Annotated in this window: 11 protein-coding genes; 8 read left to right on the top strand and 3 right to left on the bottom strand. The window is 47.7% G+C overall.

Going from position 1 to position 16,881, the window contains the following annotated elements; genetic code table 11:
• Positions 1-301 precede the first annotated feature (301 nt).
• Positions 302-1,945, bottom strand: coding sequence for a serine/threonine-protein kinase (locus A1359_RS06735; protein ID WP_066979946.1), 1,644 nt, complete (start codon positions 1,943-1,945; stop codon positions 302-304).
• 260 nt (positions 1,946-2,205) lie between these two features.
• Between A1359_RS06735 and tssJ the strand changes: the two genes are divergently transcribed.
• The 8 genes from tssJ (at position 2,206) to tagF (ending at position 15,243) form a co-directional block, all read left to right on the top strand.
• Positions 2,206-2,679, top strand: coding sequence for a type VI secretion system lipoprotein TssJ (tssJ, locus tag A1359_RS06730; RefSeq protein WP_066979944.1), 474 nt, complete (start codon positions 2,206-2,208; stop codon positions 2,677-2,679).
• The gene (locus tag A1359_RS06725; RefSeq protein ID WP_083960535.1) at positions 2,676-3,479 is read left to right on the top strand and encodes an alpha/beta hydrolase; all 804 of its coding nucleotides are present in this window, start codon (positions 2,676-2,678) and stop codon (positions 3,477-3,479) included. The genes tssJ and A1359_RS06725 overlap by 4 nt, the downstream gene beginning before the upstream one ends.
• Positions 3,480-3,552: 73 nt before the next feature.
• Complete coding sequence (locus A1359_RS06720) at positions 3,553-5,841, top strand: caspase family protein (RefSeq protein ID WP_066979942.1); 2,289 nt, start codon at positions 3,553-3,555, stop codon at positions 5,839-5,841.
• 24 nt (positions 5,842-5,865) lie between these two features.
• On the top strand, positions 5,866-7,371 hold the full coding sequence (gene tagH, locus A1359_RS06715; RefSeq protein WP_066979938.1) for a type VI secretion system-associated FHA domain protein TagH: 1,506 nt from the start codon (positions 5,866-5,868) through the stop codon (positions 7,369-7,371).
• 32 nt (positions 7,372-7,403) lie between these two features.
• Positions 7,404-8,744, top strand: coding sequence for a type VI secretion system baseplate subunit TssK (gene tssK, locus A1359_RS06710; protein WP_066979935.1), 1,341 nt, complete (start codon positions 7,404-7,406; stop codon positions 8,742-8,744).
• Between the two features lie 5 nt (positions 8,745-8,749).
• A complete protein-coding gene (icmH, locus tag A1359_RS06705) occupies positions 8,750-10,093 on the top strand; it encodes a type IVB secretion system protein IcmH/DotU (protein ID WP_066979932.1) in 1,344 nt (447 codons plus the stop codon).
• Positions 10,094-10,102: 9 nt separating this feature from the next.
• Positions 10,103-13,648, top strand: a complete 3,546-nt coding sequence (gene tssM, locus A1359_RS06700) for a type VI secretion system membrane subunit TssM (protein WP_066979929.1) — start codon at positions 10,103-10,105, stop codon at positions 13,646-13,648.
• A complete protein-coding gene (gene tagF / locus A1359_RS06695; RefSeq protein WP_066979926.1) occupies positions 13,645-15,243 on the top strand; it encodes a type VI secretion system-associated protein TagF in 1,599 nt (532 codons plus the stop codon). Before tssM ends, tagF begins: the two co-directional genes overlap by 4 nt.
• Here tagF and A1359_RS06690 read toward each other — a convergent pair.
• Entirely contained in the window at positions 15,233-15,712 is a 480-nt protein-coding gene (locus tag A1359_RS06690; protein ID WP_066979923.1) for a hypothetical protein, read from the bottom strand. The genes tagF and A1359_RS06690 overlap by 11 nt on opposite strands.
• A gap of 126 nt (positions 15,713-15,838) precedes the next feature.
• Positions 15,839-16,867, bottom strand: a complete 1,029-nt coding sequence (locus tag A1359_RS06685; RefSeq protein ID WP_232322141.1) for a VPLPA-CTERM sorting domain-containing protein — start codon at positions 16,865-16,867, stop codon at positions 15,839-15,841.
• Positions 16,868-16,881: the final 14 nt, after the last annotated feature.

Raw genomic sequence — 16,881 nt, 5'->3', positions numbered from 1 at the left:
TACTGAATGACTGTTATACATTCTTTATCTGCCATTGCTTTAAATAGGCGAATGTCTCTTGATGGCCGTTTTCAGTCGATTGGGCGCTGCGGAAGTGATGGCGCTTAGTTTTTCTAAAGGCCATGTACAGTCACTTTTTAGTAAAAACGGCGTGCGAACGGTCAGGTCTTGCAATCATGCCTTTAGCCTAACGAGTAAGGTTAGATTGTATGAGCAAAGCGAACCGCAATCTGAACCGGTTGTTGGACAAGCCCGGCGATCACAGCGTTGACTTGTGTCTTTTAAGAGCCTGGCTTGTGGCTTATGGGCTTGTTCTTAATTTTTCTCTGAGGCTTAGCAAGCCTTTATGCGAAGCATAAACCTCCAAACCTTCCTGGACTTTTTTTAATGCAGCAGCCCTGTCATTTCTTTCGTAAGCTTCCCAGGCTTGTTGCTCTAATGTGTCAGCAATACTAATGATGCCGTTAGTGGCGGCTTTGTTGTAAGGATCTATCTTCAAGACTTCCTGATAAGCCCAAAAGGCATTACTGCCTGTGGGTGCGGTTAGATAACCGACATCGGTATGTATGCTGGCCAATTCCAGTAAGTCGTTAATTTTTTGTTTTTGCTCAGCTGAGAGTTGAGCCGTGACTTTAGGCGCTTCAACCAGGGTCGGCGGCGCCATCATACCCAGATAAATATTGCCGGCAATTAGTGCGCCAGCAAAGATACCCGCACCCCATAAACCGTAAAATACAGTAGAGCGCGGGCCTAAAGCGGCAATAAATTGATCAATGGTGGCGGTGCGCTTTTCTTTTTCAAATGCCAAAGCTTTTTGCAGGCCTTTCCATTGTCTGCGCGATAATTGGGCAACCGGTTTGACTTCTAAATTAACTTCCTGTGCTTTTTCGGCCGACAGGCGTCCGTAAGGATGTTTGCCGGTCAATATTTCATAACTGACACAGGCTAGCGCATAGATGTCGTCGCGCTGGTCGGGATCACTGTTATGCAGTTGCTCCAGGCTGGCGTAAGAGGGCGTGAAGGCTCCGAGTGAACGGGCATTAAACACCGTGGCATCCTGATGATCCTTATCGCTGCGACTGATTGCACAGGCGATGCCAAAATCTAAAACGCGTACTTCGCCACTGTCATCGATAAATACGTTGCCAGGTTTAAAGTCGGAGTGAACGATATTTTTTTTATGCGCATGCCGTAACGCATCGGCCATGGCATGAATCAATGGCCAGGCTTCTTTAAAGGCTAAGCCTTCCGGGTGATCTTTGATCAAACGACTGAGTGGTTTGCCTTCTAGATATTCCATGGACATAAAAACATGTCCACCATCGCGGTCGAAATCAAAAACTTTGATAATGTTGGGATGCGATAAGGTTTGCGCGCGTTTGGTTTCCCGCTGCAATGACACTAGCGCCATCGGATTGGTTTTAAAGTCCTGATTCAGTACTTTTAAAGCCACAAAGGGCTCTTTATCCTGAGCTTCGATTTTGCGCAAATCGGTGGCTTTAAAAACCATACCCATGCCACCAACGCCCATCAGTTGTTGCAACACAAAACGATGCTTTATGATGCTGCCGACTGTCAATTCTTCTGCAGGTTCCGCTTCGTTTAAACCATTCAGCAACGATTCAGTATTCATGGCTGAGGTCATGGGCGGACTGGTTGGAGAGGTTTGCACCAGGGTGGCATCTTCGCTTTTCGGTTCAACAAGCCGGGTTTTAGCGTCGTCTTCGGCGGATGCTATTTGAGTGGTATCGTTCAGTTCAGATTCGAGTGCGGCATAGATTTGAGGAGGAATCCTGCCTGCTCGATATTCCACTTCCAATAATTTTTTAGCCGCGAGTACATCATGCTCAGAAGCTTGTCCGGTTTGCCTGGCAATTTGCAATAATTCCTCAAAACGGATTTGTGATTGCATAAAAGCATTTAATGCGGTGTCGAATGAGTTCATGATGTGGCTTGTCGTAATGTTAAGCCGATTTTAGCTGAAACTCGATGCCGCTGTCGTCTTGCTTGTATTTTGCAAATGCTTGGATCGGACGCAGTTAGTTGAGTTTCAAATTGAAACGGAGATATTTGGTTTACCATGCCAAGCATGGGTAGTTGTTACCTTTGGATGAATTTGGCTATGGAAAACCGAAAATCAAACGGATTCAGTTCGAGCGATGACTATCCCCAGTCTTTTTGTATATTTGACATAGGTTATTGAAAATGAAGCACTCTCTATCATTGTTTATACTTGCCGTTTTTTTACAGGGATGTGCGGGTGATCCGCCGGTTGAGGTCCCGCCATTGCCGCCAACAATCGTTAATTTACAGATTAATCCTGCTGCAGATCTTAATGCAGACATTAACGGAAATGGCGCACCGGTTATGTTGCGTATTTATGAATTACGTGAGCAAAGTAACTTCAAATCCGCTGATTTTTTTGCCTTATTCAACGATGACAAAGCCACCCTAGCCGCAGACTTGGCAAGAAAGCAAGAATTACTGCTGCAACCGGGCGACGCTAAAAACATCAGTCTACAACCCGAAGACGATGTGCGTGCCGTGGGTTTATTTGCCGGATTCAGGCAATTAGATACTGCGCAGTGGCGGGTTGTTACTCCGTTTAAAGCGCATGAAACTCAAACTCTGGTGGTCACACTTAAAAACAATCAAATGACGCTTGAAACAGCGCCTTGAGATTGGTTTTCAGGCGATTGATCGGTTTGTGGCTGATTTTGGGGCTTGCGGCTTGTGCCAGTCCTACGGCCAAGCTTTATGCGTATGCCGAGCATTTAAGTTTGCAGACCCTAGAACTCAAGGCTGGTAAGTATAGGCTGACCGTATTTTATCAGCCTGGGCTTAAGCTAAAAAAACGCTTACATGTATATCTGGAAGGTGATGGACGGCCCTGGCAGCGCGGCTATTGGCCGGCGGCCGACCCCACAACACGATCGTCGGTGATGTTGCCTTTGCTGGCGATGGATCAAGCGCCTGCTTTGTATCTTGGGCGGCCCTGTTATAACGGCCATGCAGAAGATGCAGGTTGCCAACCCAGTCTTTGGACCAATGCGCGCTATGGCGAAGAGGTGGTAAGTGCCATGGAAACGGCACTTAAGCATTTTTGCCAACAGTGGGATTACCAAGAGCTAGTGTTGATAGGGCATAGTGGTGGCGGCACTCTGGCCTTATTGTTGGCCGAGCGCATGCGGCAAACTCGCATGATTATTACCCTGGCCGGTAATTACGATATCGATGCCTGGACCGAATTTCATCATTATCTGCCTTTAAATGGCTCGATAAATCCGGCTCGACAAATGGCGTCAGGCCTTACAGAGTGGCATTTTCTGGCCGAACAGGATGACACTGTGCCACCTGAATTATTTCTGACAGCTTTACAGCAACGGCCTAACAGTCAGGTGGAAGTTATTTTGGCAATTGACCATCAACATGGCTGGGAAAAGGTTTGGCCGCAGATACTGAAAAGGCTGGGAGATTAGTCAGGCATTTGTCGCTGTGCCGGTTTTCTGCTATGTTCGACGGAGGTTTTTATCATATCGACAAGGCGGCCGTATGTCAGTAAAGCTTTTTCCAATGCGCAAATTAGTCTTAGCCATATCCACAGTATTATTGGTTGCTTGCGCGCATGAAGCCAGTAAGGAAGAAATGGCCAAAGCTTCTGAAGGCTTTGTCATTCAGGACACCGATAAACTGTTTGTGGTGGATTGTCTATTACCTGGCCAGATTCGGAAATTAGGTTCGCAAATGACTTATTTGTCGCAGCGACGACCGATTCGTACCACAGCGGCTGATTGTGAAGTGCGCGGGGGCGAATATGTGGCTTACGATAGAGCTAATTATGCCAGCGCTTTGAAAATCTGGCTGCCCAAAGCGCAGGAAGGTGATGCCTCTGCACAATTGTATGTAGGCGAAATTTTCGAAAAAGGCATGGGCGCGCAAACCGATTATCAAGCGGCGGCGCAATGGTATGAAAAAGCCGCCAATCAGGGTAATTTTCAAGCACAGTTGAACCTTGGGCATTTGTACGAAAAAGGCTTGGGTGTGCCGGAGAATAAAGACACCGCGATGCGCTGGTATCGTAAATCGGCTGGACTCGACGAAGCCGGCTTGCAATTCACACCGGCTGTCGATGCCGTAGCCATCAACACCAACAGCAGCCCAATTGATAACAGCTCGGAAAGCGAAATTACGGCTCTGCGCCAAGAAGTAGCCCAATCTCGTCAGGAGGCCGATGAGCTACGTCAGCAATTACGAAGCACCCAGAACCAAACCATGGAACAACAAGAGAGCTTGCGCCGGGCTCAGGATGAACTGGAAGACTTGCGTAACAAGCTGCAACAGCAAAAATCACAGGCTCCAGCCGGCTCCAGTGAAGTGTCTGCTTTGGAGCAACAGTTAAAAGTAAAAGAAAGCCAGCTAAAAAGTCAGCAGGCAAAATTGGGTAGCTTGACAAAAACCTTGAGCGCAGAACGCAAACGCATGCAAAAGGAACTGCAAACCGCCCAACAGCAAAGTCCCAGCCAGAAAGCGCCTGATAAGGCTAAAAACGAGTTGGAAAGTCGTCTCAACGAAGAGATCGACAGCTATCAGACTCAATCTGCCGAATTAACCCAATGGTTGACGTCCGGTAAGCAAGTCGATCGTACACAAGTCGACGCACGTAAACGGTCATTGCAAGAACAGGCTAATGAAATTGCCAGACTGAAGGAAAAATTAGAACAACAGACCCCTACTCAGTTGGCCTCGGGTAATGGACCTAATATCGAAGTGATAGAACCTTCGGTAACCGTCACGCGTGGTATTCCCAGTATTCAGTTTTCTTCGGGTGAAGCCAGCAAACGCTTGGTCGGCCGCATTGATGCCAAAGCCGGTCTGACAACACTGCTCCTCAACGATAAACCGCTGGCAGTTGATGCCAATGGTCAGTTTGAGACCAACGTTGCTTTGGAGGGGCAAGAAACCTTGGTTCGGATTGTGGCCACCGATAAACGTAATCAAACTAGCGATTTGAGTTTACGGTTATTGGCCTCGGGAGCCGCTGAGCAGGTCAGTTATGCCAGTACCAATGCTGCAGAAACACGCCAGGTGGGTGATATTCAATTCGGCAAATTTTATGCGCTGATCATAGGTAATAATGATTACAAAGCCTATCCAGGGCTACAAACGCCGATTGCAGATGCAAAAAGCTTAGAAGTATTGTTGCGTGAGCGTTATGGATTTAAAACTAAAATTTTGTTGAATGCTAATCGTCATTCCATTATGTCCGCGCTGAATGAAATTAATCAAAAGTTGACTGAGCAGGATAACTTGCTGATCTATTACGCCGGACATGGCGAAATCGATGCAAAATCCAAGAGTGCTTATTGGTTGCCGGTCGATGCTGAAACAGGCAATACTGCCAACTGGATTTCCAGTCAAAGTATCACAGAATTTTTAAGTATTATGCCGGCTCGGCATATCATGGTAGTGGCTGACTCCTGCTACTCAGGCGCTTTAACAGGTTCCGCAGTGGCTAAATTGCCGGATGGCATGGATGCCGCGAAGCGCGAACGCTGGTTGAAAGCTATGAATAGTCGTAAGGCACGTACGGTACTAACATCCGGCGGAGTCCAGCCTGTGATGGATCAGGGTGGCGGTTCTCATTCGGTTTTTGCCAATGCCTTTTTAAAGGTATTGCGCGGTAATAAACGCGTGATTGAGGATTATGATATTTTTCGAAATGTTGCCAATCAGGTGAGATCATCGGCGGCCAAGGCAGGTTTTGAGCAAACGCCACAATATGCGCCGTTGCAACATGCCGGCCACGAAGGTAGTCCGTTCTTTTTCGTACCTGAGGCCTGATAAGTGGAATTGCTGGTATAGATCATGACATTAATTTTAAAAACCCTGAGCTATAAAGGTTTGCCGCCTAATCAGGATATCAGTGCTCAATTTGATGCTAAAGGTGGCACGATAGGGCGGGCGCCTGATAATCATTTGGTATTACCTGACCCAGAGAAATTTACTTCCAGATTGCACGCCAGCATCGTATTCGAAGCGGGTCAGTACTTTATTCAGGATTCCAGCACCGGCGGCACTTATCTGAATAACAGCCAAACACCTTTACAACAAGGCCGGGCACCTTTGCATAATGGTGAAAAACTACGCATAGGCGAATATGAATTACTGGTTTCAATTTTAGACAGTGCAACAGCTGGTTTTGGGCGGGTGATAGAAACACCTGTGCGTCAGCTGGATTTGGCTGACAACAGCATCATGGATGGTCCGTTTGCGTCGATTCAACCCGCGCAAGCAAAACCGGATTTTTTCTCTAGCTTTCATGAGCAACCGGAGTCATCCATTGCTCATGAGAGCTTTACCCCGCCTAACGTGAGCCAAACAGTAGCCAATCCAGCGGAGGATGAGCTGGATTTTGGCGATTTGTTATCCAAACTGGATGCGCTGCCAGGTGCTAGCAGCCAAGGTAGTAGTTTTCAATCGGCCGAATTGCCGGTATTACCCGATGATTTTTTTGCCGAAGATCAGTTTATACCTGAACAGCCCGCCTCGACGCCTGCAGAGGAAAGCATTGAACCTGTAACGCCGCATTTAGAACCCGGAGTTGATGCAGAGCCCGCTGATGTATTCAATCAACCTGATGTGTTTGCTACTGAGGAAATCCCGGTTTTTAAGACCATTGAACCCGCGGTTGTTCCTTTCGAAGCTGCTGAAGAAGTTATAGAGCAGCCGAATGCACCCCAGCCAATATCATCAGCCCAAGTTGCACCGGTACCTGCTGCAACTATGCCCGCAGATGATTTTTTGTTACGGGAATTTTTAGCCGGAGCCGGGATTACCGATCCCAATTTTCTACCCGCCGAGCAATGGCCGGCTTTGATGAGAACCTCCGGCGAATTATTACGCAGCATGGTGGAAGGTTTAATGCAGGTACTTAGAGCCAGAGCTGAATTGAAAAGTCAGTTTCGGGTTTCAGTGACCACCATGCGATCCATCGACAACAATCCACTCAAATTCACCCCTAATGTCGATGATGCCATGCGTTTAATCCTGGCACCGACTAATCCTGGATTTCTACCGCCCAAGCAAGCAGTTAAGGGCGGTTTTAGTGACATCATGAATCACCAGATTGCCATGACTGCCGGTATCCAAGCCGCTTTGGCGGAAATTTTGCGCGGATTTGACCCACAATTGATAGAAAAAAATCAAGCTGAAGGGGTTTTATTCCAAAAAAAGGCCAAATGCTGGGAATATTACGTCGAAAAATACCCGCAACTTAAAGCTGTTGCAAAGGAAGAGTTTTTTGGTGACGCGTTTGCCGATGCCTATGAAAAACAAATGCTGCTATTGAGTCGGGCTACCAAAAACCCATAATTGCCATCGCTTTCGGGCTGAGAACCAAAAATATGTCAGAAAATAATCGAGTAGTCTGGTCTGAAGGGATGTTTCTGCGTCCTCAACATTTTCAACAGCATGATCGCTATTTTGAAAGCCAATTGCGGGGGGTGTCACTGGGAATTCGTGCCTATGCCTGGGGATTTTCCAGTTTAAAGCTGGATAAAACCTGTTTAGCCATTGGTAAGCTGGGTTTAAGCGAATGTAGTGGCGTGTTTCCGGATGGTACGCCGTTTACTTTACCGCAGGATGATGATTTACCCTTGCCACTGGAAGTGCCTGAAAACGAGAAAGCCAGCGTGGTTTACCTGGCATTACCATTGAGGCGCTCGGATGCCACGGAAGTGGATAGCGCATCCTACCCCAACAATATGGCGCGTTTTCGCTTGGGTGAGCGGCAAGTGCGTGATCATAATAGTGGTGCCGACGGCCGCTACGATGTACAAATCGGCAGTTTAAAGCCGCGATTAATGTGCGATAGCCAGGAACGCTCCGGTTACATCTGTCTGGGTGTGGCGCGGATTGTCGAGGTGCGTGCCGATAAAACCGTGATTTTAGATGATCAATACATTCCGCCCGCCGTGCATTGTTCCAGTGCCGGTATCCTTGCTGGCTTTGCCAGAGAGTTACAAGGCTTGTTTCATACCCGAGGCGAGGCATTGGCTGCGCGAGTGGCCGGTAGTGGTCAGGGGGGCGGGGTAGCGGAAATTGCCGATTTCATGCTGCTGCAAATGATCAATCGCTATCAGCCACTGCTGGCGCATTTGGCTAATGCGTCTAACATGCACCCGGAAGAATTTTTTCAATTGTGTTTGCAACTGGCAGGTGAATTATCCACGTTTTATCGTCCCGGCAAACGGCCGATGGAGTTTGCCGACTACAAGCACGACGATTTAAAAACCAGTTTCATACCTTTGATTGATGAATTGCGTAGCTTGCTGAGCATGGTGTTGGAACAGAATGCCGTGCAGTTGCCGCTGGCAGAAGTCAAGCCAGGGGTTTATGTAGCCAAACGGCCAGAATTGAACTTGCTGGACGGGGCGATTTTCGTGTTGGCAGCCAAAGCGCAAGTGTCATCGGAACTGATTCGGTCGCATTTTCCGCCGCAAGTCAAAATCGGCCCGGTGGAAGACATTCAACAACTGGTCAGGTCCGCCTTGCCCGGTATTACCATTCAGGCCTTGCCGGTCGCACCACGGCAAATTCCGTATCATGCCGGTTATTCGTATTTTGAACTGAACAAGCAAAGCGAGTTATGGGGCAAAATGTCGGCTTCAGGCGGTTTTGCCATTCATATCGGTGGCAGTTTTCCGGAATTAGAACTCGAATTTTGGGCAATTAGAAAAGGTTGAACCTTATGAGCCAAAACGATAATCCGAATGATCCCTTCGGCCCTTTTGATGACAACGATCGCACGGTAATTCGGCCAACGCCGGGCGGTAAACGGAGTAGTAATCCGCCAGCCTTTCAAACTCCTGCATTCAATCCACCACCCTCGGTTTCGCCGGGCTTTAATCCATCGGCGCCGGTGGCTTTGCCGACCACAGAATTTCAAGAAAACCCCATGGTGGCTGGGGCGCTATCGATGCTGTCGCTGGCCAGTCGGTTGCGGCAATCGGCGGTATATCCGGCGGTGGATGAATTGCGTCAGCGTTTGTCAGCGGAAGTCAGTGGCTTTGAAAATCGTTTATTACAATCCGGAATCAGCGCTGATCATACTCGTATGGCCAGTTACGGCTTATGTAGTTTTCTGGATGAAATCATACTCAACACACCCTGGGGTGCGCAAAGCAACTGGGGTCACCAAAGCTTGCTGATTTCGTTTCATAAGGAAGCTTGGGGCGGGGAGAAGTTTTTCGATATGCTGAACGTGCTGGTGAAACAGCCGGCACAAAATCTGGCTTTAATCGAATTGGCTTATCTGTTTCTTAGTTTGGGTTTTGAAGGCAAATTCCGCGTGCTGACCAATGGTTTGAGCGAGCTGGAAAAATATCGTCTGGAGTTGTATCAACTGATTCAACGAGTGAAGGGCGATTATGAACGCGAACTGTCGCCACGATGGCAGGGCTTACATGATGTTCGCAATGCACTGGTGCGTTACGTGCCGTTGTGGGTGGTCGGCGCCGTGTTGGGCGTGGCTTTGATTTTGGCGTTTATCGGTTTTGTGCTGGCATTGAATGCCCGTTCGGATCAACTCTTCACAGAGCTATTTGATCTGGCCAAGCAACCGGTCGAAATTGCCCAGGCCGCGATGCCTGCACCGCTGATTAAACCACCGGTACCGGCAAGACGGGAACGCTTCAATCAAATACTGGCTAATGAAATTGCTGCTGATATGGTGGAAGTAGTAGATGACAGATTGCTGCGTGTACGCAACTCCTTCGCTTCTGCTAGCGATCAGCTCAAGCCGGAATTCGAGCCTATGTTACAAAAAATTGCTGACGAACTAGTGGCAGGTAATGATCGACTATTAGTCACTGGCCATTCGGACAATGTGCCGATTCGAAGCGCGCGGTTTCCATCCAACTGGCATTTATCCACCGCTAGAGCCAAATCGGTCAGTGATGATCTATTGAAGATAGCACCGGCGCTGCAAGGAAAAATCCGTTCTGAAGGTCGAGCTGACACTGAGTCGCTGGTGCCAAATGATACTCCCGAACATCGTGCGATTAATCGCCGTGTCGATTTACTGATTCAGTGAGAGCGCAACATGGCTAAGCTCATAGCATTTTTTACCAACAAATGGGTCATCCAGTTTCTAGGATTGCTGGCATTCAGTATTTTGATCTGGTTGGCCGGGCCTTTAATTGCGATTGCCGGCAGCGTACCGCTGGAATCGGAACTGGTGAGGATTTTAGTGATCGCCACCTTGTTCGTGGTTTGGCTGATTTTTCGCATGCTGATGCAAATTCGGGCTGGAAATACCGAAAAACAACTGGTTGAACAATTGGTTGCCAACGATGTCGATCAAGTTGCCATGGCATCTGCTGACGAAGTAGACATCCTGCGCAAAGGCTTTGAAGAAGCCTTGATAGTATTAAAACAATCCCGTACAGAAGCTAAAAAAGGCAGTCAGTTTATTTACCAGTTACCTTGGTATGTCATTATTGGCGCGCCCGGTTCCGGTAAAACCACAGCTTTAATCAATTCCGGTTTGCATTTTCCGTTGGCGGAAAAGCTGGGTAAGCATGCAGTAAAGGGTGTTAGCGGCACCCGTAATTGTGATTGGTGGTTTGCCGACGACGCAGTGTTTTTGGATACCGCCGGCCGATACACCACTCAGGAAAGTCATCAGGCGGTAGATGCGGCCGGTTGGACCGGCTTTTTAAATCTGATCAAAAAACATCGACCGCAGCGGCCTTTGAACGGTGTCATCGTGGCTACCAGTATTTCCGATCTGCTACAGCAATCGGAACAGGAGCGGGCACAACACGCCAAGGCTATCCGTACACGCATTAACGAACTCTACCAACAACTGGGTGTGCGTCTGCCGGTTTATTTGTTATTTACCAAGGCTGATCTGGTTGCAGGGTTTAGTGATTTTTTTGCGGATTTAATTCCGGAGCAACGAGCGCAAGTATGGGGTGAAACCTTTTCCGCTGCGACATTGCAGGGCGACCATGATCTGGAAGTACAATTTGGTGACGCGTATGGAGAATTACTGCAACGTCTGCAAACACGTACACTCAAACGCATACAGGATGAACGCGATATTCAACGGCGGGCGGCCATTCTGGATTTTCCCCAGCAGATGGCTTTGCTAAAACCGGCCATGATGAGTTTTCTGCAGGAAGCTTTTGCGGTTAATCGCTACGAACAAGCGGTATTATTGCGTGGAGTCTATTTCACTAGCGGTACCCAAGAAGGTACCCCGATTGACCGGGTGTTAGGGATTTTGGCCAGCGCTTTCCATCTGGATAGGCAAACTACGCCGATGTACAGCGGTCAAGGCAAAAGCTATTTCCTCACCCGTTTGTTAAAAGATGTGTTGTTTCCCGAGGCTGAGCTGGCCGGACAAGATCCCAAGCTGGCAAAACGCAATCGATTGATGCAAATGGCGGCTTACATTGGCGCCGGGGTGTTGTTTTTGTTGGTGATGGGGTTATGGACTGTCAGTTATTTCAACAATCAGGCTGCGCTCGATAATGTTGAGGCGCAGATTGCTCAGTACCATGCTATCAATATCACTGGTAACGACACTCAAGGTAATTTCAATGCCTTGTTGCCGCGCTTGAATATTCTGCTGGCGATACAGGATTCCTATGAAGAGAGCGGCATATTGTCTGGTTTTGGCTTGTCGCAAGCCGATAAAATTCAAGCTGCCGCTCAGCATAGTTACCAGCAATTGCTGAGAAATTATTTTTTACCCGCCATTCAGATGCGTTTGAAAGAACGCATGCAGAGTCAGGAAGGCAATGATCTGGATGTGTTGTATCAGTTGCTCAAAGTGTATTTAATGTTCAATCAAACCGATAAACTGGATACAGTTACAGCAATGGCCTGGATACGCGCCGATTGGGACAGGCAATATACTACCGATCCGGAGACCCTGGGGCAATTGGTCCAGCATCTGGATAATTTATTAAAACTGCAACTCGATCCTATACAAATTGACGAAAATTTCGTCAATGCAGTGCGTAACAAACTAACTCAGGTACCTCTGATTGGTCAGATATATTCACGTTTTAAAACTGAAGCTTTAATCGATAAGAGTCATGATTTTATATTAGGTAAAGCCTTAGGCCCGGATGCCAAACGGGTGTTTGTGATGTCCGATGGACAAGATGTATCGACTTACACCATTCCGGGATTGTTTACGGCTTATGGCTACACCGAGTTATTCCTAAAAAAGAGTCGGGAATTTGTTAAAGATGCGGTCGAACAGAATTGGGTGTTGGGTAGTCAGGCCAAAGTCGAAGTTCTGCAAATCCAGCAATTGCATGACGAATTAAAAAAACTCTATTTAAACGAATATCAGGCTGCCTGGTCTGATCTGTTGGCAAAGCTTAAATTACAATCAGCAGTGACAACCAGTCAGACCGCGCAAATTTTGGATATTCTGTCCCGACCGGATGGGCCTTTACATGCTTTATTGGTGAGTATTGATGAAAATACTGCTCTGAGTCGTTTAAGCAAGCAACTGAGTGATGGGCTGGCAAATGTTGCCGATAAAGCTAAGGCGGCAGTCAGCGACAAAGGCAGTGATATTCTGGCAAAGGCCGAGGCTGCTGCGGGCCTGGATAGTGGGCCTGATCCAGTGCAGGCGGTGGATGATCAATTCGAGCCTTTGCGTGATCTGGTTAATGGTGGACCGGATAAACCCAGTGCTTTAGAACCGGTGTTACAGCAGCTAAAAAGTTTGCGGGATTATTTTTTGCAGCTTAGCAGTGCCAATACCGGAGGCCAGGCTTTGCAAAATCAGGCCAATTTATTTAGTGGCGCCGGTATGGATGTACTGAAACAGGCGCAACTGGAATTTGCCCGTTTACCAGACCCGCTTAAAGCTTGGTTTCAGATTATCGTGAATAGCGGCGGAAACAAACTGTCTTCTGCGGCTAAAGCCAAGTTAAGCGAGATGGTTAAAACCGGCGTGGCGTCCCCTTGCCAGGCTGCATTGAATGGTCGCTATCCTTTTTCCGGAGCATCCCAGCAAGACGTGTTATTGGCGGATTTTGCCAAGCTTTTCGCACCAAACGGTTTAATCGATCAGTTTTTTCAAACCAATCTAAAACCCTTTGTCGATACTAGCAAACCGGTTTGGACGGAAATGTCATCGGAGAAACCTTTGGGTTTATCGCAGGCTTCAATTCGGCAATTTCAGTTGGCCTCAAAAATTCGGGACGCATTTTTTGCTGTCGGTAATATGCCTCAAGTACAGTTTGAATTAAAACCACAATTCCTGGATAACACGGTTGGCAGCTTTCGCTTGCAAGTCGAGGGTCAGGAAGCGGTTTATCGACATGGACCGGAGCAATCGATCAGTATGAAATGGCCGGGGCCGAATTCCAGCCAAGGCGTGCGTATGGTGTTTGAAACCCTGGATGGACGTCAGGTTAGCCGGAGTAAAGAGGGCACCTGGGCATTTTTTCGTTTACTGGACGAAGCTACCATTATCCAGGGCAATGCACCGGAACAATTTACCCTTACCTTTCAATTACAAGGCATGAGCGCCAGTTATGCCCTGCGTGCAGCCAGTGTGAATAATCCTTTCAATTTGCGAGAATTGCAAAGTTTCCGCTGTCCGGATTCGCTATGAGCAGATCGGATAATGTGGCCGGCTTTTACGGCAAACTCCCTAGCCATGGCGATTTTTTATCCCGTCGATTACCCCGGCAATTCATTGAGCCCTGGGATCAATGGTTGCAAGGTTGTATTGCCACCAGTAGTGAACAATTGGGTAAACGCTGGTTAGACACGTTTTTATTCAGCCCGATTTGGCAGTTCGGTTTAGCGCCCGGATTATGCGGCGAAGATGCCTGGGCTGGCGTGATGATGCCTAGCGTGGACAAAGTCGGGCGATACTTTCCGTTGACCTTGGCAGCCAAAGTCGATGCCCAGCAGTTAAGGTCATTATTCGACCCGGCCTGTGGTTGGTTTGATGCGCTGGCAGAATTGGCGTTGTCTTCGCTGGAATACGAATTTGACCTGCAGCAATTTGATAGGGATTTGGAGCGACTTTGTCTGCGCGATTTTCTCAGCGATCAATCGGCCCAGTTGCCTGTTAATCCTTCAATAAGTAATTCGGCGAAACTGGCGTTTCAATTTAAGTTGCATAGCGATGAGGAAACGTCACAGGCTTTTGTCGAACTGGGCGAAACTTTAGCAGATCGCTTTTTGGCCCACTCTAGTATTTGGCGCTCTTCTGCCGGCGATGATAAATCGGCGAGCTTGTTGTTATGCGATGGTTTGCCACCACTGAGTGCTTATGTTGGATTTTTGAATGGTGACTGGCCGCAGCATGGATGGCAATTTTCCAGCTCCCAAGTGGCAAAGAAAACGCCGGTCTTAACTGATACATCCGAGTACAGCAAGTCGATGAATGAAAGTTCGATTCAGCTGTTGATGGCAACTACCTCAGTTGACATTAACCGGCCAGCGATTACAGAAGATACTAATTTGCAGGAAAAGGTTGACCTAATGGAAAAATGGCAAAGTTATGGCTTGAGTGTCGTCGGCTTAAAACGCAAACTGAATGAAGATGCCATTTTGCTGCGCAACGATATCGGTTTATGGACGGTGGCTGATGGTATGGGCGGGCATAGTGCTGGAGATGTCGCCAGCCAATCTTTGGTGACAGCATTAGAGAAGATTCGGCCATTCGATGATTTGGAGTATTACAGCGAACAGGTTGCATCAAACTTGCAGGCGGTTAATCGACAGTTGCAGCAAATGGCAAAAGGTCGTGGTAATGGAAATATTATTGGCTGCACGGTCGTCGTGCTTTTAATTGCCGGTGAGCAGTTTCGGTACCTGTGGGCGGGCGACAGCCGGTTATATCTTTATCGCCAGGGTGAACTGGAACAGTTGACGCTGGATCACTCGTTGTATAACGAAGCTATCAGTCAGGGGCTGTCGCCTATGGATGGTAGTTTGGAAGAAGGTCGTGGCAATATCATTACCCGGGCAGTGGGAGCCGATGCGCAATTGCGGTTGGATTTTGGTCAGGGTGCAGTGCTGCCAGGGGATTTATTTATTTTATCCAGCGATGGGCTGGATAAGGAATTGTCACATGCTGATATTGCCGGTTTTTGCAGTAACGGTTCGGTTGAAGAGATTACCCATAAGCTGATTCAGGAAGCAGAAAGCAGGGGCGGTAGAGACAATATTTCCGTGATAGCCGTTAAGGTCTGACTTCAGACTTGCCAATTGGAAACAAAGCTTCGATTTTTTTCACCAGTTGAGCTGCTACGGCGGGTTGATTATCAATTACTGTGATGCATTTTTGATAGTCTGCGATTTTAATGCATAGTTTATGGCTGGCAGTATCGAGTATCTTTCTGGCGACCGTCGCCAGCGTGCCATTGTCTTGAAGTATTACTTGCTTTTGAACTGAGTAATTATCTACAAATTCAAAAAAATGAATTTGGTAAAAAGCGTTGATGAGTTCGGTCAGGCTCTGGTTGGATATAGAACGAGTGGATATTGTGGTTTGCGGAGGATCGTTTGACACATAAGTGGCATTTCCATTGCCGTTAATGCTGATCTCATATCCACCGGATATACCCTGTCCTGTTTGATGCAATACCAAAATGCTAGTCTGGGTCAGCAGGTATTGTAATGGAGGACTAGGAGCATCGGTGGCCTGCGCATTATTGGTCATGAAGGAAATCCCTAGGAATAATAAAGATAGCTTTAAGAGGGATTGCATGGGTTTTTAAGTGCGAAGTCATAAACAATAGGGCTCCTGCCGAAGAGCCCCAAGGTGATTTTTCAAAACTGCAAAAAATTAGACAGATTTACGTTGACGACTGACGCCCAGCAAACTCACTAAACCGCTCAGCATGAACCAGATTGAAGCTGGAACGGGAACAGGTGCGGCTATTTGGGTATAACCAATGTCTTTCAGTATGCCGATCTCTATCGCGGATAGTGCGCGCGCTTTTAGTCCGCTAGATACCGACGCAGTCATAATCATCTGAGAAAACGCTGTAGTGTTGTCATCAAGATGCGAAATACTACTGCCTTCATTGTAGGTGCCAGGCGCGTACATATTTACCCCGAATCCACCATTTGCCGCTTTGGCATTATCGCCGCTAAACAATACGCTACCACTACCTCCTGTCAGAGCAGCAAGCTTGCTGGTATCGAAGATGCCACCAGGACTAACCAGGGTTTCTCCTGACGCATCGGTTAAAAATTGATCAAAGATAGACCAGGTATCTGCAGTGCCGGGCGTTTTGCCCGCTAGACCTGAGCCATCAGCGTGACCGTTGCCACTAAAGCCAAATGAATGTAATAGCTCATGGATAGCGACTGATTTAAAGTCAAATTCGGAGTTTGATACGCTATCGGTCAGTCCCCAGGCTTTGAAAAAATTCCAGTCTATGGTGCCATCGGCAGTGGCACCATTGATATCTGTTGCACCATTGCTGAGTATTTTGGTTTGTACGGCTGTTTGCTGAAAGGATCCGGGTATCAGGAACATACTGCTACCCGCCGAGGCTAGCGTGGATGTATTGTTGCTGAATGATTTAACGTCATAGGTTAAATTTGCAGTGTAGTTGCTGAAATACGCACCCAACAAATCAGCTGCTTCGTTCAACGCTGTTTTTCTAGCGGCGCCGGAAGTAGGGTCATCAAAGCCTTGGCTTGGACTAAGATAGTTAAATGTGAAGCTCAAAGCCGCTTGAGCGGGTTGTGCAGCAGACCCAATGATCAGCGTACTGGCGATTAAAATTGATTTTACTTTGCCGGAATTGTTGCGTTTCTTTTCCAAAGATAGTATTGAATTATCCATATGAGTAACTAAGTTCATGTTTTAAGAGAAAC

The sequence above is a fragment of the Methylomonas lenta genome, assembly GCF_001644015.1.
In the GTDB taxonomy this organism is placed as follows: domain Bacteria; phylum Pseudomonadota; class Gammaproteobacteria; order Methylococcales; family Methylomonadaceae; genus Methylomonas; species Methylomonas lenta.
The sequence above is the reverse complement of the archived record's forward strand: the minus strand, read 5'-3'. Positions and strand labels throughout refer to the sequence as shown.

What these genes read in the sequence shown, in the direction of transcription:
- A1359_RS06735 (WP_066979946.1), bottom strand. Translation starts at nt 1,945, where the DNA reads ATGAACTCATTCGACACCGCATTAAATGCTTTTATGCAATCACAAATC.
- tssJ (WP_066979944.1), top strand. Translation starts at nt 2,206, where the DNA reads ATGAAGCACTCTCTATCATTGTTTATACTTGCCGTTTTTTTACAGGGA.
- A1359_RS06720 (WP_066979942.1), top strand. Translation starts at nt 3,553, where the DNA reads ATGTCAGTAAAGCTTTTTCCAATGCGCAAATTAGTCTTAGCCATATCC.
- tagH (WP_066979938.1), top strand. Translation starts at nt 5,866, where the DNA reads ATGACATTAATTTTAAAAACCCTGAGCTATAAAGGTTTGCCGCCTAAT.
- tssK (WP_066979935.1), top strand. Translation starts at nt 7,404, where the DNA reads ATGTCAGAAAATAATCGAGTAGTCTGGTCTGAAGGGATGTTTCTGCGT.
- icmH (WP_066979932.1), top strand. Translation starts at nt 8,750, where the DNA reads ATGAGCCAAAACGATAATCCGAATGATCCCTTCGGCCCTTTTGATGAC.
- tssM (WP_066979929.1), top strand. Translation starts at nt 10,103, where the DNA reads ATGGCTAAGCTCATAGCATTTTTTACCAACAAATGGGTCATCCAGTTT.
- tagF (WP_066979926.1), top strand. Translation starts at nt 13,645, where the DNA reads ATGAGCAGATCGGATAATGTGGCCGGCTTTTACGGCAAACTCCCTAGC.
- A1359_RS06690 (WP_066979923.1), bottom strand. Translation starts at nt 15,712, where the DNA reads ATGACCAATAATGCGCAGGCCACCGATGCTCCTAGTCCTCCATTACAA.
- A1359_RS06685 (WP_232322141.1), bottom strand. Translation starts at nt 16,867, where the DNA reads ATGAACTTAGTTACTCATATGGATAATTCAATACTATCTTTGGAAAAG.